The organism is Sphingobacterium endophyticum (assembly GCF_009733535.1).
Lineage (GTDB): Bacteria > Bacteroidota > Bacteroidia > Sphingobacteriales > Sphingobacteriaceae > Sphingobacterium > Sphingobacterium endophyticum.
Genome location: NZ_SMMI01000003.1, coordinates 292,008 through 312,307, shown reverse-complemented (window position 1 = coordinate 312,307; position 20,300 = coordinate 292,008). Strand labels below are relative to the sequence as shown.

The following is a 20,300-nucleotide window of genomic DNA, read 5'->3' as shown; positions in this document are numbered from 1 at the left end:
TTGATAGATAATGAGTACCCTAAATCTCGATTTGTGTTAAATGATTGTTAAATACTTTTTATTCTCTCAATAATTCTCACAATAGTGATAATTTAGCGATGCCTTTTAGATTGTAACTTTAACTTTTTTATGAAACTACTAACCAAAGTAATTTTAAGCCTGGTATTGGGTTTATCATCTCTGACGACTTTTGCCCAAACTAAATTAACGGGTACGGTCGTTGATGAGACAGATAAGTCCAAACTCAGCAATGCAACGGTCATGCTACTTCAAGCAAAAGACTCAATTCTCGTCAATTTTACGAGAGCTAATCAAGATGGGAAATTCTCCCTTAACAATCCCGATACTTCTGATTATTTATTAATCGTCAGTTATCCAAAATTTGGAGATTATTTTCAAGAAATCGCCAAAGGATCTGGGGATAAAAATCTAGGTGAACTTGCATTACAAAGTTCTGCAAATCTAATTGAGGAAATTTTAATTACCGGTAAAATTCCCGTTGTCATAAAAGGGGATACCGTAGAATATGATGCTTCTAGTTTTGTCACCGAAAAGAATGCTAAAGTTGAAGATTTATTGAAAGTTCTCCCTGGTATTTCTGTAGATGCTAGTGGTAAGATTACGGCCCAAGGAAAGACCGTAGAAAAAGTATTGGTCGATGGTGAAGAGTTCTTTGGCGATGATCCTACCTTGGTTACCCGAAATATCCGTTCCGACATGGTCGATAAAGTTCAGGTATTTGAGAAGAAATCTGAGGACGCTGAACGAACTGGGGTAGATGATGGGCAACGCATTCAAACAATTAACGTCAAGCTTAAGGAAGATGCTAAAAATGGTATGTTCGGTAAGCTCGAAGGCGGAGGCGGTATGGATGATAACTCTGGTTATTACCTTGGTAAAGTAGCCCTAAATAAATTTAATGGTTCTAGAAAGATATCAGCATTTGGAATTACATCCAATGATGGAACAACCGATCTAGGTTGGCAAGAAGCTGAAAAATTCGGTATTGCCAATGATAATGTAACCATGTTGGATGATGGTGGTATCATGATTTCTGGTGGGGGTAGCTTCCTTAGCAATACCAATAGAGGGCAACCTCGAGCAATCACTGCAGGGGTGTCTTTTATGGATGCATGGAAAGAAAAGAAACATAAGCTTAACCTAAATTACAAATATGGTCAAGCAGAAAATGAAATTAATACCAATACAATTTCTCAAACTCCATTAGCAGACGGAATTTCTAATTCTGAGTTTGATAATAGCGATGTATCTAAAAGTACTGGACATCGATTCAATACTAAATATGATTTTGCAATCGACTCACTAACAACCTTGACTTTAAGAGTGGCAGCTTCCAAAATGAATGGAGAAAATGACACGTATAGAAAAGGAAATAGTTTTAAGAATGGTGAGTTAATCACTGAAGATGAACGTAGTCAGAAAATTAATACCTCAAATGATAATTTCAATTACGATGCAAACTTTACTAGGAAATTTGCAAAAGAAGGAAGATCAATCAATTTGAAATTTACAGGTAATAATGGTAAGACTCAGGGGGATATGTTATTGAACTCAAAATTAAATAATGTGGTAGCCGGAACTGAAAATGTAATTGATCAGTTTAAGGATAACTCAAATAATTCAAGTTCCATTATGGCGGCAGCAACATATACTGAACCGATTTCTAAAAAGGTAAATATGTCTGTTGGCTATGAATATACCAACTCAAAAGCTCACTCCATTAACAGTGCCTTCAATAAGGATGCCGCGGGTAATTATACCGAGTTTGACTCTGAATTCAGTAATGACTTTAATTTTAATACTGTACGTAATGCAGCTAATCTTTCTGTTAATTATAAAGCTGAAAAATTAGAGTTCAATTTGACCAATAATATTCGTCATGATGATATGTTCCAAAGGAATAATCTTGCGGATAATTCTATGAGTAGAGATTATTTAACGTATAATCCAAGAGCTCGTCTTAGATATAATATCAGCAAAGCTAAATCTTTGAACCTTTCTTATAACAGATCAAATCAGTTACCTTCATTATTCCAGATTCAGCCTTTAAAACAAAATGAGGATCAAATGAATCAATATTTTGGTAATGAAAACCTTAAACCATCTGTCTCTAATAATTATAACTTGAATTATTACTGGTATGATATGATGAAGGGTAAAGGATTGTATTCTGGTTTAGGATTTACTCAAACCTTAGGTGCTATCCAAACTGACGTAATTGTATATGAAAACTTGAAACGTGAGTTATATTATGTGAATACCGATAAGGCAATGACCAACGGATATCTTTATGGTGGTTATAATTTTAATTTGATTAAGAAACATCAAATTAAAATGAATGTTGGATTAAATGGTAGCTTAAATAACTATTATAATATGATTAAGGATCTTTCTGATCCAGCTAATCCTAGAGAATTTGAAGAAAACAAAAATGTGAGCTATAACTTCAGTGGTGATATTGGATTCCAAAAAAGCACGACCAAAGGATTTGATTTCTATGTATCATTCAGTCCTGGATATAGAGTGTTAAATACAACATTGAACCCAGAATTAAATTCAGAAGGTTTTACTTTTGATACCTATGGTAGATTCACTTACTTCTTACCTAAGAAATTCCAAATTACTGGAGATTTGAATTATGAGTATGAAGCTCCAACTAAAGCGCTCCCAAGTTCATTTAGCAGATTGAAATTCTCGCCGGGTATTCAAAAGAAATTCTTAAAGAATGAGAGTTTAATCGCCAATTTCTATGTAAATGATGTTTTCAATCAGAACGTTGGATTTAGCAGAAGTCAAAGTGGACAAGGTATTACGCAACAGCGCTATAATAATATCGCAAGATATTATATGTTGAAATTAACTTGGGAATTCACATCAATGAAAGGAGCAGAGTAATTATGAAAATGAAAAATATTATATCAAGTTTAGTATTGGCAATCCTAAGTATTGGATTTGCTAATGCACAGCACGCATTTTTTCCTGAACAAGGTTCTATTACCTATGATAAAACAGTTCACGTAAAAAACCTGATGCGTAGACATATTCAAACACTAAAGGACGGGGATTTCTCCAAAAAGTATTTTGAGGAGATGATGACTAAGGCTCCTGAGACTGCCGTCTTAACTAAAAAAGTATCCTTTAGCGGCGATGAATTAAGTGTTGAACCGGTTGAAAAAGACCAGCCACAGATGATTTCCAATTTATTAAGAATGGGATTGTTGGACTATGGTACCAAGATTTACCAGAACCTTGCTAAAAATGAATCTTTGATGACCATGGAAATGGGAGGCTCTCAGATCAACATTAAAGACTCTTTGACAAACGTAAAATGGAAGATCACCAATGAGTATAGAAACATTGCAGGATACGATTGTAGACGAGCTAATGGCGTTACACTGGACTCTGTGTATGTGGTAGCATTCTATACCGATCAAATTCCAACCGCTGGCGCTCCTAGTACTGTGCATGGATTGCCGGGGATGATCTTAGGATTAGTAATCCCTGAACAGCATTTCAACATATATGCAACAAAAGTTGAAATGACCGCAACAACTGTTAATGCGAACATATTTAAAAAGAAGTCTGATATCTATACAAGAAAACAGACAAAAGATCGAATGAAGGAAATTTTTGGAAGATGGATGACAGATAAACAGTTCAACCTGATAACGGCCGCTATGTTCCTATAAATTATTTAAGAATTTATTTATTAAGCAATTCAAAATTAGTGATGATGCAAGGAGCTAGAATTATCTAGCTCCTTTGCTTTTTAATGCATATTTCATTCTATGAAAATTGTAGCAAAAAAAAATCCCGATCAATTCTGATCGGGATTTTATGCTTTAATTCTTCGAATTATTTCTTTGAATCGTTTTTCTTAGAAGTAACTTCGTTACGAATTTCTTGAGCTAAAGTTTTGATTTCTTGTAACCCTTTACGTACGCGTGTTCCTGCAGCAGAGTTTCCGTTATTGAAGAATTTTTCTGCGTCAGCTTCGATTGAAGCTACTAGCTCTTTTAATTTAGTGTAGTTTTCCATTTTTTAATTAATATAATTTTAGTTTTTCTTAATTAATTCTCTAATATATCATAAATATACAAAAGGAATGCAAACTATGCGAATTTTAAAAAGTTTTTTTGTGTTATAAAAGCCTTTTTTATGGCAATTACTCTACTATTTTCAATTCGTCAATGATGTTTTGTGCTCCCGCAAACTTGTCAATTATGAAAAGAACATATCGGATATCAACCGAAATTGTACGTTGCAATTTAGGATCGAAAATAACGTCTCCTGCCATTGCTTCGATGTTTCCATCAAAAGCCAAGCCAATTAATTCCCCATTTGCATTTAAAACAGGTGAACCTGAGTTACCACCAGTGATGTCTTGATCACTTAAAAAGTTAACTGGAAGGTAACCTCCCTTGTCTGCATAACGTCCATAATCCTTATTTTCATATAGTTCCATTAATTTTTTAGGTAAATCGAACTCCTCATCTGCAGGTTTATATTTTGCGATTGTGCCTTTTAAGGTCGTATAATAATTTTCTTTTGCATCGTTTCTTTTATCCTTCGGAAGTGCTCTTATTGTTCCGTAAGTTAAACGTAAAGTAGAATTTGCATCTGGATAATATTTTCCGTTAGGATCCATTTCCAATACCCCAGCAATATACTTGCGGGATGCTCCTAAGAACTCATCATTCATCTTCTCTGCTTCCGGGGAGGTTTCACGATACTTATCCATTAATGCTGAAGAAAGTTTGTAAAGAGGATCTTCATCAATTAGCTTGGCATCAGGGTTTTTTAAGTACGCGGCAAGTTTTTCTTGGGACCCAAATACACTTTGATCAAAGGCAGATTTAACATCTCCTTGAAAATTCCCAGCATTTTTGTTTGCTAATTCGCGAACATAAGCTGAAATTTCACCTCCTTTTGCTGAATAAAGATTTAACTCATCAGCAAGAACATCGATTTCCAATGGCATATAAGCTTTTTCATAATTATCAGTTATGAATGCTTCGATATGTGGTGCCATTTCTTTACGTTTCGCTTCATTTTCTTGTGCATATTGTTTTAATCCAGCACCTAGGGAAGCTGGCATGGCAGCAAAAGTTGATGAACGAAGCATACCCGTCAGGTAGTTGTCGTGTTTCGCTTTATCATTGGTTTTTGTGTAATAATCGTTGATTACAGATAATACATTGCCGTATTTTTCTTTGTTTTCAGAACGATTTGCCCACTTGTTAAATCTTTTTTCTTGCTTACGTTTGGTCGCAGAGGTCCTGTGTTTTTTCAACGCATCGATCATCCCTTGTCTATTTTTCCAGTAGTTGGCAACTCCGGAATACTTGGATGCATAGTTTAGCTTCACCGCTTGATCCTTATCCATGTGTTTTTTCATCGCGTCCATTCCAACTTTTGAAGCCTCAACCCATGCTGGATAAGCATAATTTACGTTTTGGTCGATTCCAGCCGCATTCATCCAACGATTTGTACGACCAGGATATCCTAAGATCATCGAGAAATCCCCATCTTGGAAGCCTTTGATACTTACTGGAAGGAATTTTTTTGGTTTCAATGGAACATTGTCCTTCGAATATTCTGCAGGATTACCATCTTTATCAGCATAAACCCTGAAAATTGAGAAATCTCCTGTATGACGTGGCCATTCCCAGTTATCCGTATCTCCACCGAATTTACCAATGCTGCTTGGTGGGGTTCCTACTAAACGTACATCCGTAAAGTCTTGATAAACAAAATAATAATATTCATTACCATTATAGAATGGACGGACAGATACAACGTATTTACCATTCTCGCTATTTTCTTTTTGAATTTTAGCAATCTCTTGGTTTATAATTTTTTCACGCTCTTTCTCTGTCATCTTATCGTTTACCAATCCCAAGATGCGCTTAGATACATCATCCATACGCACAAAGAATCTAACAAATAAAGATTTTGGTTTTAATTCCTCAGCATGATTTTTAGCCCAAAATCCATTGGTTAAATAATCATGTTCAGGTGTAGATAGTTCTGCAATTGCACCATATCCACAGTGATGGTTCGTGAAAACAAGTCCACTCCCTGAGACGATCTCTGCAGTACAACCTCCGTTGAATTGTACAATTGCATCTTTTAAGCTGGAATTATTGATGCTATAAATTTCTTCAGCTGTTAATTTCAAGCCTTTTTTCTGCATGTCGGCTTCGTTCAGACGCTTCAGGTGCATCAAGAACCACATGCCCTCATCAGCAAATGAGAAGGTACTAACAAGCGTTAGCACACATAGTAATAATAGTTTTTTCATATCAACCTTTTTAATGGTAGGACAAATTTGCCGGAATTTAGGCGCAAATCAAAATCATTTGTAAGGAAATGACCTCATGGCATATGATTGGTTTTAATTATCTTTGCTGAGATGGCGTCATTTGAAGACTTTAAATTTAATAAGCAAATCCTAAACGCAATAGACGAAGCGGGATATTCTAATCCAACTGAAATTCAGCAAAAGGCTATTACGCCGATTCTTGCAGGTCAGGATGTAATGGGGATTGCTCAAACTGGTACGGGTAAGACGGCAGCATTTGTTCTGCCAATGCTCATGAAGCTGAAATATGCCCAAGGAAATGATCCTAGAGCATTGATCTTAAGCCCAACTCGTGAGTTGGCTATGCAGATTGAAGAACATATCAGGTTATTTTCTACCTATTTGGACTTGAGAACCGTATTGTTGTACGGTGGTTTGGGACCAAAAACTCAGAAAGAACAGTTGGCTAAAGGCTGTGATATTATTGTAGCAACTCCAGGCAGATTTCTCGACCTTTATTTAGAAGAGGATATCAACGTTAAAAGCTTAAAATTCTTGGTATTGGATGAAGCTGATAAAATGATGGATATGGGGTTTATTGGGAAAATCCATCGAATCCTTGAAGTGGTGCCCCGAAAAAGGCAAAACTTATTGTTTTCAGCGACGATGAGCGAACTCGTACGGAAAATTGCTGGTGACTTCCTCGCTTTTCCAACCGTTATTGAAGTTACGGAACAGGCTACGCCTGCCAAAACAGTTACACAGGAAATTTACCATGTCCCAAATCTTAAAACAAAAATCAACTTACTGCAACATTTCTTTAAGGATGATGAAACATTCAATAGAATAATCGTTTTTTGTAAAACCAAGGTCGTGGCCGATCGTGTCTATTCTTTTTTAGAGCGTAAATATGGTGCTGAGGATGTTCGTGTCATTCATGCCAATAAAGGCCAAAATACGAGAATCAATTCTATCAATGCTTTTAAAGAGGGCGAAGTAAGGATTTTGGTAGCAACAGATGTTGCGGCCAGAGGATTGGATGTGTCGCAAGTAAGCCATGTCATCAACTTTGATGTTCCTATTGTTATTGAAGATTATGTTCACCGTATTGGTCGAACAGGACGTGCTTTTCAAACCGGAGATGCAATTACCTTCTGTAATCCTGCAGAAGAGTATTATGTCGGCAAAATTGAAAAATTAATCCGACAATCTATTCCTGTTAAAGAATTGCCTGCAGATGTCGTTATTGAAAAAACACCGTTTGATGAAAAACAGGTTATTGCAAGGGAAATTGATACTCAAAAAAGAAAAGAAGACCCTGATTTCAAAGGTGCATTCCATGAGAAAAAATATGCGCCAAAAACAAATAATTCCAAAAGACCAGTTCGAGGCAAAGGAAAACCTGTGAAAAAAGGAAATAGTAAGCCAAGTAAAAAAAGATGAAGTTAACTCCGCTGAATATTACCTTAGCTTGTGTATTGGTATGGGCAGTTTCAGAAATGGGTTCCACGGATAAGGCTTTGTTTAGTTGGGCAGGATTGCTCATCTTATCTGTCGTATTAATCGTTGTCGATATTCTCTTTAGACTATGGACAAAGAATACCCAACGCTTATGGATTATGCAGATAGGTTTTATTTTGCTGGTAGGTATAATTTCAATATTAATAAAATTACAGTTTTAGATATGAAGAAAGCAGAAATCAAGCTTCAAATTGAATTAGATGATAAGAATGTTCCTGAAACAATTCAATGGTCATCAACGGATGGTGAAAAAACAGAGGAGCTTCCAGCTAAAGCATTATTCCTGGCTCTATGGGATGCGCAATATAAAAATTCATTAAGAATCGATCTGTGGACGAAAGATATGCCTTATGATGAAATGAAAAGGTTTTTCTATGAGACCCTTCAAACATTAGGTGACTCTTTTTTACGTTCCTCAGGTGGTGATCCAATGGCTGAAAAAGTTATTGCTGACCTTCGAGACTATTGTGCGCATTATGCGGACAAAATGGATATTTTGGAGCAACAGAATTAATTAAACAAAAATCTGTCAATTGATTTTGACGAAATTGAAAGCATAAATGGAATATTTTTTAGTGAAGTCAGAGCCATTTAAGTATAGCTGGGAAAAGTTTAATAAGGACGGCGAAACTTTTTGGGACGGTGTAAGAAATTACCAAGCAAGAAACAACTTAAAAGCTATGAAAAAAGGAGATTTAGTCCTCTTTTATCATAGCAATGAAGGAAAGGAAGTTGTGGGGATGGCTAAAGTTGTAAAGGAATTCTATCAAGATCCTACTACTGAGGATGAACGTTGGGTTGTAGTTGATTTAGCTCCTGTGGAAACTTTTAAACATCCGGTAACATTGGAAACAATTAAAGCGGATCCCTTATTACAAGATATTGCCCTAGTAAGACAAGGAAGGCTGTCAGTCATGCCTTTAAAACAAGAAGAATTCGATAGAATTGTCGAACTTGGAAATTCTTAAAAGTGATTAAAACTCTCCAACAGGAGAGTTTTTTTTATTGCCTCATTTACACCCTTATTTCATCTCCTTAAAACCTGCCTTTACTCATTCTTCAGGGTTAATTCAAAAAATTAAAATAACTTTATATTAGCAAGTGCTATTTATAACCAATTATTCAGCAAATGATAAAGGCAATCATTTTGGACGATGAAATCCGTGGTAGCGGATTGTTACAGCATAAATTGCAAGAGTTCCAGGAGTTCTTGTTAGTTGCTGCGGTATTTAATGATCCTCAGGAGGCCTTAAAACAAATTCCTAACATTGAAGCTGATGTTCTGTTTTTAGATGTGGAAATGCCTTTCATGAATGGATTTGAATTTTTGGAAAAAATCGGACAATTTGATTTTGAGGTTATTTTTGTAACAGCATATAACATCTATACGCTTGATGCCCTGAAGGCAAACGCGCTTGACTATTTATTAAAACCTGTTAACAATGAGGAACTAGAGTTAGCAATCCGAAAGCTTCAAAACAGAATTACTCAAAAAGAAAAACTGAAAAAGGTAGACTTAATTGAATCCCGTCCTAATATGGCCAGAATCGCTCTTCCAACTGCTGAAGGAATACACTTGGTGAAAAGGGATGACATTCTTCGGGTGGAGGCTATGAGTAATTATAGCATTTTTTATCTCAGCAACCTCTCAAAAATTATTGTTTCCAGAACATTAAAAGAATTTGAGTTGTTATTAGAAAACACACAGCTGTTAAGAATCAATAGAAGTGTAATCGTAAATCTTGATTATATCGTTAAATATAGAAAAGGTGAGGGTGGGACTGTAGAGATGCTGGATGGTTCGGAAATCGAAGTCTCCCCAAGTAAGAAAAAGCAGTTAATGGATAGGTTATTTTCCACATTCTAAATTGTACTACATTGAGGATTGTATTCATTTTAATCCTTGCTTTAAGTTTATTCGTTCATCATGTTCATGCCCAAAAGAAGATCTATAACTTCCTGCATTTTACGGAAAAAGATGGATTGGCAAGCAATGAAATCGCAGGATTAGCTGAAGATCGGAATGGGTTGATCTGGATAACTAGCAAAAGAGGTCTGTCATATTTTGATGGACAAAAATTTACTGATGTAAAATTCGAAGGCGAGTCCGAAGGAATGACAAATTATCTCGGAAGCATTGCTATTGACCCTCAGAATAGGATTTGGATCACAACCCAAAACAATGGATTAATCTGCTATGATAGAACCAAACCCAATGGTAAAAACCTAAAATCCTACCACGCAAAAATTAGCCAATCCGGGCTTGTAAAAAACTCGCTTTACGATGTTATCGTTTCTAAATCTGGGATAATCTATTTTTCAGGACAAGAAACAGACCTGCAAGCTCTAAATCCAGAAACTGGTGAAACCAAACAGGTAGTTATGCCTAGAATAAAATCGGACAATTACCTCACAATTTTTAGCTTGAAAGAAGATTCTCTCGGAAATATCTGGTTGGGGACAAGGTATGACGGGCTTATTCGTTATAACCCTGAAAACAATTCGGCACAACAGATCGACCTTGCAAATACTGGTGAAAATGCAGTGGATGGTTTTATTTTTCGACCAGATCGATTTTATGCTGGCTACTATGACCATGACCTCATTTCTGCTAAATATGATTTTTCTGACTTAAAAACATCATTGTTAGGTTGGGAAAAAAATATGGATTATTATGACAATTTTATCAGCTGTAATACCTTTTGGCCATCCGAAAATAAGATTTTAATCGGGCATATACTGAATGGATTGTATGCTTACGAACCAGAGTTGAAAACCTTAGAACATATTTCTTGGGATGATTTAATGCCTGAACTACCAAAACCTTCCCGAATACACGCTATTTGTCCCGTAGCAAATGGATATTGGGTTGCTACATCTTCTGGATTGTTTTTCTATTCGCAAAAATTAAATCAGGTGAATACACTCATCGCTGACAACTCTGAAGACCCAATTATCGAACTTTTTAAATGGAATAATAAAACCTGGTATTGGACCAAAAAGAATTTTGGCGAGATGGAAAGCTCCTTAACAAAACGAAAATCTTCCTTCTCCCTTCAGAATTTAAATATCGGTTCTATTAATACAACTCCCTCCGTAATCTATTTTTCTACCATTGACAAAGGTGTATATGAATTTAGAAATCCAATAAACGGCCTTAAACCTTTAGAAATTAAAGGTAATGATTTTAACTTCCGAAATGCAGATTGTAATTCTGTGATATTGGACAGCCTAAACTCTGAAGAAATTCTGTGGATTGGATCTTGGAATTCAGGGTTATATAAATACCATATGTCCACTAAATCCATTGAATTATTTTCTGTAAATGATGGACTTCCAGATCATAAAATAATCACGCTTGGAAAAGATGGACAAGGTGATATTTGGTTAGGAATGGATGGCTATGGAATAGTATTATTGGAAGAAAAAGGAACTCCAAAATTTAAACAATTCGCCCAACAGCAATCATCGGCAAATACGGTTCAATCGAATACAGTATTTACCTTTTACCTGGATAAAGAGAAAAGATTTTGGTTTAGTAATTCAAATTCCGGAATAGGTGAAATCAAACCTAATGGAAAATCCTATCAATTCATTCAGTATGCTGACCAAAATATCTATCCTTGGCTTTATCCTATTCAAATTACAGCAGATAAAAATGGATTATTCTGGATCCAGGCTCTGGATGGTACTATGCTGTTCGATCCAAACTCAAAAGTATTTATTCATTTAAATAAATCGGAAGGGATTTATCCTCCTGCAAATATCAATACGTATAATTTTTATCTGAATGATCATGAAGTCATTTGGTGTACTGAAAATGGCTTGATAAAAGGAGAGTTACCAACTTTTCATTCTGACAAATCACCAGAAATCAACGTATTAATCAATAAGTTTTTTGTTCATCACCAGGATAGGTCCTTTGAACTCTTTAAAAATGAAATTAAACTCAAACCAGATGATAATAATTTTTCCTTCCACTTTGCTGTCGTTGAACAGCTCACTAGGCAAGGCCTGGATTTTGAATATCAGCTAGTAGGGTTTGACAATAGCTGGGTGAAAAGTTCTTCCGAACAGCTCGCATTATATAATAATTTAGATGGTGGAAGGTATGAGTTTAAGGTACGTGTGAGGGACCAGTTTGGAAATTGGTCACCCAAAATAAGTTCAGTCCATATTAATCTGGCATCACACTGGTATGCCACAATTTGGTTCAAAATATTATTAGTTATCCTGTTTCTTGCAGCCATTATCTTGTTCTTTCTGTACAGGATTCGCGAACATAAAAACATCAATAAACTTCAAGTAGATTATAATGAGAAATTAAAAGAAGAATTATCTAGGAATGCTATAAAAATAAAAGAACAGGCAGCAGATATAGAAAGGGAAAAGCAGGAGCGGATGGAAAATAATTATAAACAGAAACTCTATGAGAGCGAGTTGAAGGCGATAAGATCGCAAATGAATCCGCATTTTATCTTTAATGTTTTGAATTCCATTGAAGCTTATGTTGTCGAAAGTGACAGCAAAAGTGCAAGTCGATTAATTCAAAAGTTTGCAAGTATAAGCCGATTGGTACTTGAAAATTCTCAATTTTCTACAGTGGGACTAAAGTCTGAAATCCAACTATTAAAGCTTTATTTAGAACTTGAACAGGAACGTTTTAATCATGCTTTTGATTTTGAAATGAATATTCAAAAGGGATTGGTCGATGATCATATCAAGATCCCATCTATGCTTATCCAGCCCATGGTAGAAAATGCAGTTCATCATGGCGTACGTCATTTGAAAGATAAAAAAGGATGTATACGATTGAAAATCTCTGAAGATGAAAATAAAATTATTATTGAGATTTTAGATAATGGAGTAGGATTTAAGGATTCTTCAAGTGTTAAATCTTCATCGTTCAAAACAACCTCTTTTGGTATAAAAGGAGTAAGGGAAAGAATCCATATTATCAATAGTAATTTAAAGGATCCAATTGCATCTCTGCAAATTGAACAATTAATCGGAGAGGAATTTACGACCAAAGTAGTCATTAATTTACCCGCTCATCATAAAATATCCTATCCTGAATAATACGAGGATAGGCTCCATATACTTTAATTAGCTTTTGTGCTCAAAAAGACTCACCAAGTTTTTGATTTCAGTTGCATTCTCAGGTTTTAATTTTCCACCTAACAATAATCTTAATTCTCTCCTCCTTAATGCCTCTTCAAATAAGGTTTTTTCCTTGTCAGTCTCAGGAATTAATTTAGGTATAGCCTTTGGCTTGTTTTCTTCATCGATGGAAACAAATGTATAATAAGCTTCATTTGATTTTACTTTTGTTCCCTGCGGTAAATTCTGCGCAAATATTTCCATTCTTACTTCAACTGATGTATTGAATGCTCTGGTAACTTGTGCCTCGATCGTCACAACCTCCCCAAGTTTAATGGAACGTTTGAATGATACATTGTCAACAGATACCGTAACCACTTGATTCTTGCAATGCTTTTGCGCAGCCATGGCTGAACAGATATCCATCCAGTATAATAGCCTTCCTCCCATTAAATTTCCAAATGTATTGGTATCATTTGGTAGAACGAGCTCGTTCATCACCGTATAGGATTCTCTTGCGAATTTTTCTTGCATAATTATTTTCTATAGTATTTAAATTGTTGATCGATATATGCTAGGGATTCTAGAAAAGTTGTTGGTTGAAAGCCTAATTCATCCTTCGCTTTCTTAAGGATAAACCCGGTCCTTTGTGGTCGGTTTTCTGCCTGTCCTATTTCTTCAGCTCGTATGGCTGTGATTAATGTTTTGTCAAGGTCCCAGAATGCTGCCACTTCTTCTACAGCTTCTTGAATACTGAACATTTTATCGCTTGAAATATGATAGATGCCAGTCGCATTTTTTTCTATGGAAAGAATACAAGCTTTAGCAAGATCATCTACCCAAGTTGGCATTCGCCATTGATCTGATACTACTTTTATTGCTTCCTTTGCTTCCAACTTGGATTTTGCCCATAGGACTAGATTGGACCTGTTTTTGTCGGCAATAATCCCATATACTAAAATCGTTCTTAGAATGGCTGCCTTGCATCCGGAATCATGGATAGCTCGTTCTGCCATTAATTTGCTTTGACCGTAGGCATTGCAAGGGTTGCTGGGTGAAAGCTCATCATAGGGCCCATTTTTGCCATCAAAAACAAAATCTGTGGATAGAAAGGTAAGATGAATATCTCTGGATCGACAAAGTTCTGCGATCGTGCTGACGACATCTATGTTTAATTTTTTGCACTTCTCGGGTTCCTGCTCGCAAATTTCCACGCTCGTTATTGCAGCTGTATGAACAATATGTGTCGGTTGAAAACTGTCGATAAGGCTGCTTAACCCTTCAGTATCTAACAAATCCAACTGTACAAATTCGTATCCCTTTGTATTTGGATTTCTATTCGGCCCCTGCGAGGTACAGCACAATTGAACCTGTTGCTTTTCAACAAGCATATCTGTCAATTTCTGACCTAAGAAACCATTCGAACCAGTGATTATGACCCGCCTTGAATTCTTTAATTCGTCCATTGAAAATCCATTTTAGGCTGTTTCATCGAATTGTCTAAAACTTCTATTTCAAGCTTCAGAATGGATTCCATAGCCTTGTAATTGATTCTTTCTTCATCATCAGTAGGCTTGTGATAATCATCATGTCCGCCGGTATGAAAGAATAGGACAGGAATGTTCTTCCGGTAAAAAGAGGTTTGGTCTGAACCTCCGTTCCCATCACGGCTCAAATTAAATTTGATGTCGCTGCTTATTCCCTCGAATATCTTTGGAAATGCAGAGCTCGTTCCGTAACCGATTACTGCCACCCCATTGTCTGGGTTATATCTGCCAATCATATCCATATTTAGCATCCATTGAATGGAATTTAAGGGAATGGTAGGGTTTTCAGTGAAATACTTTGAACCTAGTAATCCTAACTCCTCAGCCCCAAATCCTATAAATAGTATATTGAATGGCTCTATAATATCATTGGATGTATAATGCCTTGCTAATTCTAACAAACCTGCAACTCCGGAGGCATTATCATCCGCACCATTATGAATCTTTCCTACTCCTAATGAATCTCTGGAACCCCCGATATGACCTGTTCCTAAGTGGTCATAATGTGCCCCGATAACAATGGTATATTCCGCAGAATTATCCAAAAACCCAATAATATTGTCAGATTTTCTTTCAGCATTACTGATTTTTACTCTCGTGATTTTGGCAGGAAAACTTTGCCTAAATCCCTGCACTCCTTTGGGTTCTAGCTTGTATTTTTTGAAGAATTTCTCAACATAATCAGCTGCTTTTGATGAACCTTGCATACCTGTTTCTCTTCCTTTCATTTTATCTGCAGAAAGATATTTGATATGCTTCTTTAAATTTTTTGGATTTACTTGTGAAATCGCCCAATTGGGAGCCACTAAAAATGCGACCATCGCGGCAATAGAAAATATGATTCGGAAATTTTTCATGTCCAAATATACGGATTAAGGTAAAAGAGATTGTTTAGATTAGATAACTTTGTGAATCAAATGTTTTAATCTTCAATGATCTCACTATTCACATTTGTTTTTTCGTTATGTTCTTCCTTAAAGTAACGTTTCTGAAAAATAAGGATTAGAAATACACCAACTGAAATTGCGGAGTCAGCGATGTTAAAAACAGGGCGAAAGAATAAGAATTCTTCTCCTCCCCAGATCGGGAACCATGTTGGAAATGTCCCACTTAACAAAGGAAAATATAGCATGTCTACCACTTTTCCATGTAGAAAGGTAGCATAACCACCTCCTTCTGGGAATAAAACAGCTTTTGAAAATGGAGTACTCTCGCTGAATATCAAACCATAAAAAGCACTGTCAATGATATTCCCCAATGCACCTGCAAATATTAACGCGACATTGAGTATGAAGCCGCGATTGTATTTGTTCTTAACCATATAATGAAGACCATAACCAATCCCCATTACAGCAATAATTCTAAATACACTCAGAAAAAGCTTGCCATATTCCCCACCAAACTCCATTCCGTATGCCATTCCAGGGTTTTCAATAAAATGGATTAGGAATTTATCTCCCAAAACTTTGAAATCCTGACCAATGGTCATATTCATTTTAACCCAGAATTTTGAAATCTGGTCAACCACTAAAATAATTAGAATAAGTAGAATTGGCTTGGTATATCCTTTCATAGCATATAAAAATGGTCTTTGCGTTTTCCTGCAAAGACCATTCAGTTAATCTTGTGCTTAATATTGTTTGTTCTTAGCCTCAATACTCAATGTCGTATGAGGTACTGCTTTCAATCTTTCCTTTTGGATTAACTTACCTGTTTCTCTACAAATCCCGTAAGTTTTGTTCTCAATACGGACTAATGCCGCTTCAAGATTGTCAATGAATTTCTTTTGACGGGCAGCTAATTGGTTGATTTGTTCTTTCTCCAATGTTGCCGATCCATCTTCTAATGTTTTGTAAGTACCTGCTGTATCGTCAGTTCCATTAGCATTGCTATTGCTTAAAGAAGTTGTTAACGAAGTTAATTCTTCTCTTGCAATACGTAATTTCTCAAGAATTATTGCTTTAAACTCCTGTAATTCAGCATCACTGTACCGTGTTTTCTCTGTGTTTCCCATACTTTAAATTTTATCTATTGATAGCAATAAATTCTCTCCGTCAATTTCAATAGTTTCTCCATTTGCCAGTCCGCTATCGAAATTTAATTTGTCGGCCAAAATTTCCGTACAAATATACGAGAAATTATTATCTACAGCTTGTTGAATTTCAGTATTTTGACTTAATGTCACATTTATGCGGTCAGTGACTTCAAATCCCTTCTCTTTTCTCAAGTTCTGGATACGGTTAATAAGCTCACGAGCCATTCCCTCACTCTTTAATGCCGCAGTAATATGTACATCTAAGGCTACTGTTAATTTACCAAGATTAGCAACCTGCCATCCTTCAACGTCTTCTGCGATAATTTCGACATCTTCGCTGCTAATTACATATTCCGTGCCAGTTAATGCTATAGTACCGGTACTCTCTAGCTGTTGAATCTGCTCCGCATTAAATCCTTGGATCGCCGCAGCAACAGTTTTCATGTCCTTACCTACCTTTGCACCAAGGGCTTTGAAATTCGGTTTAACCTTTTTCTTGATGATGCCCGTCGTGTCCGTAATAAATTCAATATCCTTAATATTTGTCTCTGAAAGGATCAAGTCCTTCACTTTTTCTACTTTCTCCTGGAATGAACTGTCTAATACTGGCACCAAAATCTTACTCAATGGTTGTCGTACATTGATGCCCGTTTTCTTTCTTAAAGAAAGGGTCAATGAAGATATATCTTGGGCTAGTGCCATTCTTTCCTCCAAAGCTTTGTCAACTAAATCCGTATGATAAACCGGGAAGTCTGCTAAATGAACAGATTCAAAGTTTTCCCTTTTCGTTGCAGCATTTAAATCAAGATATAACTGATCTGCAAAGAATGGTGAAATAGGAGCTATTAACTTAGAAATCGTATCTAAACAGGTGTACAACGTTTGATACGCGGAGATCTTATCTTCCGAATATTCGCCCTTCCAGAAACGTCTGCGGCATAAACGTACATACCAATTGCTTAAATGTTCATCAACAAAGTTTTGAATTGCGCGAGCTGCTTTTGTAGGCTCGTAATCCGCATAATACTCATCTACTTCCTTACTTAAACTATTTAACAAGGATATGATCCAGCGGTCAATTTCCGGACGTTGCTGAATTGGAATCTCGGGCTCTGCATAACTGAACTTATCAATATTCGCATATAATGCAAAGAATGCATAGGTATTATATAACGTTCCGAAGAATTTACGACGTACCTCATCCAATCCTTCAACATTGAACTTTAAGTTATCCCATGGAGCTGCATTGCTGATCATATACCAACGTGTCGCATCTGCAGAGTACTGCTCGATCGTAGCAAATGGATCTACTCCATTACCAAGACGTTTCGACATCTTGTTGCCATTCTTATCTAATACCAATCCGTTGGATACCACATTTTTAAAAGCTATAGATCCTCTAACCATTGTAGAGATCGCATGTAGGGTAAAAAACCATCCACGTGTTTGATCTACTCCTTCCGCAATGAAGTCCGCCGGGAAAGCTGTAAAGTATTCATCTTTAAATGGTAAGGCTTCTCCTCTTTCCAATTTTTCGTAATCTAATCCCCATTGTGCATAAGGCATGGCCCCTGAATCAAACCAAACATCGATTAAATCAGGTTCACGAAATAGCTTCTGACCACCGTCCGAAACTAAAACTATATGATCTACATATGGTCTATGAAGATCTAGTTCTTCTGTTCCAAACTTATCTAAATACGATTTATTGATAGCTTTTTCTTCTGCGCTTAGCACATCAGAATTTAGGGAAGACTCTAAATAAGATTTCAACTCAGGCATCGATCCAATGCAGATTTCTTCATTTTCATCTTCACTTCTCCAAATTGGAAGTGGGGTACCCCAATAACGGGAACGTGATAAATTCCAGTCTACTAAATTCTCCAACCAATTGCCAAAGCGACCAGAGCCTGTAGCTTCTGGTTTCCAGTTAATCGTTTTATTTAGGGCCACCAACTCTTCTTTTACTGCCGTAGTTCTAATAAACCAGCTATCCAATGGATAGTAAAGTACAGGTTTATCTGTACGCCAGCAATGTGGATACGTGTGCTCGTATTTTTTAACGTCGAACGCTTTATTTTTTTCTTTTAATTTGATCGCAATCAAGACATCCGTAGGACGGAAATCTTTATCTGCTCGTTCTGCATCTGAATAGTATTCTTCCTTGACAAAACGACCTGCAAAATCAGTAATCTCTTTTACAAAACGTCCTCTTCTATCAACTGTAGGAACTTCTTTGCCGTTCTCATCCTTCACCATAATCGATGGTATGCCATTTTCTTTAGCTACTCTAAAGTCATCTGCACCATAGGTAGGAGAGGTGTGAACAATACCTGTTCCATCTTCCGTAGTCACAAAGTCTCCCAATATCACTCGAAATGCCTTTTCTAATAACTCTTCAGATGTTACATAAGGCATTAATTGATGATATCGCAATCCCTCAATTTCGGAACCCTTGAATTCTTCAACGATTTCCCAAGGAATAACTTTGTCTCCAAATTTATAGTCTTGAAATGAAACTTGCTGACCTTCGGATTTAAAATGTTTTGGAATTAGATTCTTAGCCAATATAACAGAAACTGCCGTTCCTGTATATTGATTGAAAGTTTTGATTTTAACGTAATCAATGTTTTTTCCAACCGTTAAAGCACTGTTTCCAGGTAAGGTCCATGGAGTCGTCGTCCAGGCAAGGAATGCAACATCTTCATCTGGGCTTTCAACCAAACGATCCATCATAGGATGGATTTGTTGTTTGTCTAAACGGAATTCCGCAACGATCGTTGTATCCTTAACGTCCTTATAGGTTCCAGGCTGGTTTAATTCATGTGAACTCAATCCAGTTCCAGCAGCCGGTGAAAACGGCTGTATGGTGTAACCCTTGTATAAAAGCCCTTTTTTATAAAGATCCTTCAACAAGAACCATAAGGTTTCAATATATTCGTTTTCATAGGTGATGTAAGGATGCTCAAGATCTACCCAATAACCCATTTTCTCTGTTAGGTCATTCCAAACATCAGTATATTTCATTACCTCCTTGCGGCAGGCATCATTATAATCTTTAACCGATATTTTTTTACCAATATCTTCCTTAGTAATTCCTAAAGTCTTTTCTACAGCAAGCTCAATCGGTAATCCGTGTGTGTCCCAGCCACCTTTGCGTTTAACTTGGTAGCCTTTTAAAGTCTTATATCGGCAGAAAATATCCTTAATCGTTCTCGCCATAACATGGTGAATACCAGGCATGCCGTTCGCTGAAGGTGGTCCTTCATAAAAGGTGTATGGCTTGCTAGCTGGACGGTTGGATATACTCTTCGCAAAGATGCCGTTAGCCTCCCAACGTTTCAATACCTCTTTGCCTACTTCTGATAGATTTAACTGCTTATATTCCTTATACATCACGTAGTCTAATTCTGTTTTTTAAAGGTCGCTAATTTAATGAAAAAGTTTTATATAGTATTTAGTAGATAGTATTTAGTAGATAGTATTTAGTAGTTAGACAAAAGACAGAAGACAAAAGACAAAGAGCCGAGATTTTGTCAAATGTCCATTGTCCAAGAAATTTAAATTCTATCGGGATTATAAATTTGTCAAATCCTGTAGAGACGGAATATGAATGAATCCTGTAGGGATAATATATTTGTCAAATCCCAAAGGGATGGAATATCCAATGAATCCCATTGGGATAATATATTTGTCCAATCCTGTAGAGATGGAATATGAATGAATCCTGTAGGGATAATATATTTGTCAAATCCCAAAGGGATGGAATATC

16 protein-coding genes are annotated in these 20,300 nt (G+C 36.3%); 8 read left to right on the top strand and 8 right to left on the bottom strand.

Annotation, left to right across the window (positions count from 1 at the left end; genetic code table 11):
- The first annotated feature begins 129 nt into the window (after positions 1–129).
- Together E0Y80_RS04345 and E0Y80_RS04340 are read left to right on the top strand one after the other, a co-directional pair.
- Entirely contained in the window at positions 130–2,916 is a 2,787-nt protein-coding gene (locus tag E0Y80_RS04345; RefSeq protein ID WP_156306180.1) for a TonB-dependent receptor domain-containing protein, read from the top strand.
- An 8-nt stretch (positions 2,917–2,924) separates the two neighbouring features.
- Entirely contained in the window at positions 2,925–3,710 is a 786-nt protein-coding gene (locus E0Y80_RS04340; RefSeq protein ID WP_197091482.1) for a GLPGLI family protein, read from the top strand.
- Between the two features lie 166 nt (positions 3,711–3,876).
- On the opposite strand, the gene E0Y80_RS04335 is transcribed toward E0Y80_RS04340, so the two are convergent.
- Together E0Y80_RS04335 and E0Y80_RS04330 are read right to left on the bottom strand one after the other, a co-directional pair.
- A complete protein-coding gene (locus tag E0Y80_RS04335) occupies positions 3,877–4,059 on the bottom strand; it encodes a histone H1 (protein WP_099371976.1) in 183 nt (60 codons plus the stop codon).
- Positions 4,060–4,186: 127 nt separating this feature from the next.
- Positions 4,187–6,325, bottom strand: coding sequence for a S46 family peptidase (locus E0Y80_RS04330; protein ID WP_156306178.1), 2,139 nt, complete (start codon positions 6,323–6,325; stop codon positions 4,187–4,189).
- A gap of 111 nt (positions 6,326–6,436) precedes the next feature.
- On the opposite strand from E0Y80_RS04330, the gene E0Y80_RS04325 reads away from it, so the two are divergent.
- From E0Y80_RS04325 to E0Y80_RS04300, 6 genes are all read left to right on the top strand, one after another.
- Complete coding sequence (locus E0Y80_RS04325; protein ID WP_156306177.1) at positions 6,437–7,768, top strand: DEAD/DEAH box helicase; 1,332 nt, start codon at positions 6,437–6,439, stop codon at positions 7,766–7,768.
- Positions 7,765–8,007: a hypothetical protein gene (locus E0Y80_RS04320; protein WP_156306176.1), complete on the top strand. Its 243-nt coding sequence runs from the start codon at positions 7,765–7,767 to the stop codon at positions 8,005–8,007. Before E0Y80_RS04325 ends, E0Y80_RS04320 begins: the two co-directional genes overlap by 4 nt.
- 2 nt (positions 8,008–8,009) lie before the next feature.
- The gene (gene gldC, locus E0Y80_RS04315; RefSeq protein ID WP_156306175.1) at positions 8,010–8,360 is read left to right on the top strand and encodes a gliding motility protein GldC; all 351 of its coding nucleotides are present in this window, start codon (positions 8,010–8,012) and stop codon (positions 8,358–8,360) included.
- 46 nt (positions 8,361–8,406) lie between these two features.
- Entirely contained in the window at positions 8,407–8,814 is a 408-nt protein-coding gene (locus tag E0Y80_RS04310; protein WP_156306174.1) for an EVE domain-containing protein, read from the top strand.
- A gap of 161 nt (positions 8,815–8,975) precedes the next feature.
- On the top strand, positions 8,976–9,713 hold the full coding sequence (locus E0Y80_RS04305) for a LytR/AlgR family response regulator transcription factor (RefSeq protein WP_156306173.1): 738 nt from the start codon (positions 8,976–8,978) through the stop codon (positions 9,711–9,713).
- Positions 9,714–9,724: 11 nt separating this feature from the next.
- Entirely contained in the window at positions 9,725–12,925 is a 3,201-nt protein-coding gene (locus tag E0Y80_RS04300; RefSeq protein ID WP_156306172.1) for a sensor histidine kinase, read from the top strand.
- A gap of 27 nt (positions 12,926–12,952) precedes the next feature.
- Here E0Y80_RS04300 and E0Y80_RS04295 read toward each other — a convergent pair whose 3' ends face one another.
- The 6 genes from E0Y80_RS04295 to ileS form a co-directional block, all read right to left on the bottom strand.
- Entirely contained in the window at positions 12,953–13,480 is a 528-nt protein-coding gene (locus E0Y80_RS04295; RefSeq protein WP_156306171.1) for an acyl-CoA thioesterase, read from the bottom strand.
- A gap of 2 nt (positions 13,481–13,482) precedes the next feature.
- Entirely contained in the window at positions 13,483–14,412 is a 930-nt protein-coding gene (locus E0Y80_RS04290; protein WP_156306170.1) for an SDR family oxidoreductase, read from the bottom strand.
- The gene (locus E0Y80_RS04285; RefSeq protein ID WP_156306169.1) at positions 14,400–15,350 is read right to left on the bottom strand and encodes a M20/M25/M40 family metallo-hydrolase; all 951 of its coding nucleotides are present in this window, start codon (positions 15,348–15,350) and stop codon (positions 14,400–14,402) included. The genes E0Y80_RS04290 and E0Y80_RS04285 overlap by 13 nt, the downstream gene beginning before the upstream one ends.
- A 65-nt stretch (positions 15,351–15,415) precedes the next feature.
- Positions 15,416–16,066 carry a lipoprotein signal peptidase gene (locus tag E0Y80_RS04280; RefSeq protein ID WP_156306168.1) on the bottom strand — a complete coding sequence of 217 codons (651 nt, stop codon included), beginning with the start codon at positions 16,064–16,066 and terminating at the stop codon, positions 15,416–15,418.
- A gap of 57 nt (positions 16,067–16,123) precedes the next feature.
- Complete coding sequence (locus E0Y80_RS04275) at positions 16,124–16,507, bottom strand: TraR/DksA family transcriptional regulator (RefSeq protein WP_093100778.1); 384 nt, start codon at positions 16,505–16,507, stop codon at positions 16,124–16,126.
- Between the two features lie 3 nt (positions 16,508–16,510).
- The gene (gene ileS, locus E0Y80_RS04270; RefSeq protein ID WP_156306585.1) at positions 16,511–19,924 is read right to left on the bottom strand and encodes an isoleucine--tRNA ligase; all 3,414 of its coding nucleotides are present in this window, start codon (positions 19,922–19,924) and stop codon (positions 16,511–16,513) included.
- Positions 19,925–20,300 lie beyond the last annotated feature (376 nt).

Excerpts from the sequence above, each read along its gene's own strand:
- E0Y80_RS04345 (WP_156306180.1), top strand. The coding sequence starts at position 130 with ATGAAACTACTAACCAAAGTAATTTTAAGCCTGGTATTGGGTTTATCA.
- E0Y80_RS04340 (WP_197091482.1), top strand. The coding sequence starts at position 2,925 with ATGAAAAATATTATATCAAGTTTAGTATTGGCAATCCTAAGTATTGGA.
- E0Y80_RS04335 (WP_099371976.1), bottom strand. The coding sequence starts at position 4,059 with ATGGAAAACTACACTAAATTAAAAGAGCTAGTAGCTTCAATCGAAGCT.
- E0Y80_RS04330 (WP_156306178.1), bottom strand. The coding sequence starts at position 6,325 with ATGAAAAAACTATTATTACTATGTGTGCTAACGCTTGTTAGTACCTTC.
- E0Y80_RS04325 (WP_156306177.1), top strand. The coding sequence starts at position 6,437 with ATGGCGTCATTTGAAGACTTTAAATTTAATAAGCAAATCCTAAACGCA.
- E0Y80_RS04320 (WP_156306176.1), top strand. The coding sequence starts at position 7,765 with ATGAAGTTAACTCCGCTGAATATTACCTTAGCTTGTGTATTGGTATGG.
- gldC (WP_156306175.1), top strand. The coding sequence starts at position 8,010 with ATGAAGAAAGCAGAAATCAAGCTTCAAATTGAATTAGATGATAAGAAT.
- E0Y80_RS04310 (WP_156306174.1), top strand. The coding sequence starts at position 8,407 with ATGGAATATTTTTTAGTGAAGTCAGAGCCATTTAAGTATAGCTGGGAA.
- E0Y80_RS04305 (WP_156306173.1), top strand. The coding sequence starts at position 8,976 with ATGATAAAGGCAATCATTTTGGACGATGAAATCCGTGGTAGCGGATTG.
- E0Y80_RS04295 (WP_156306171.1), bottom strand. The coding sequence starts at position 13,480 with ATGCAAGAAAAATTCGCAAGAGAATCCTATACGGTGATGAACGAGCTC.
- E0Y80_RS04290 (WP_156306170.1), bottom strand. The coding sequence starts at position 14,412 with ATGGACGAATTAAAGAATTCAAGGCGGGTCATAATCACTGGTTCGAAT.
- E0Y80_RS04285 (WP_156306169.1), bottom strand. The coding sequence starts at position 15,350 with ATGAAAAATTTCCGAATCATATTTTCTATTGCCGCGATGGTCGCATTT.
- E0Y80_RS04280 (WP_156306168.1), bottom strand. The coding sequence starts at position 16,066 with ATGAAAGGATATACCAAGCCAATTCTACTTATTCTAATTATTTTAGTG.
- E0Y80_RS04275 (WP_093100778.1), bottom strand. The coding sequence starts at position 16,507 with ATGGGAAACACAGAGAAAACACGGTACAGTGATGCTGAATTACAGGAG.
- ileS (WP_156306585.1), bottom strand. The coding sequence starts at position 19,924 with ATGTATAAGGAATATAAGCAGTTAAATCTATCAGAAGTAGGCAAAGAG.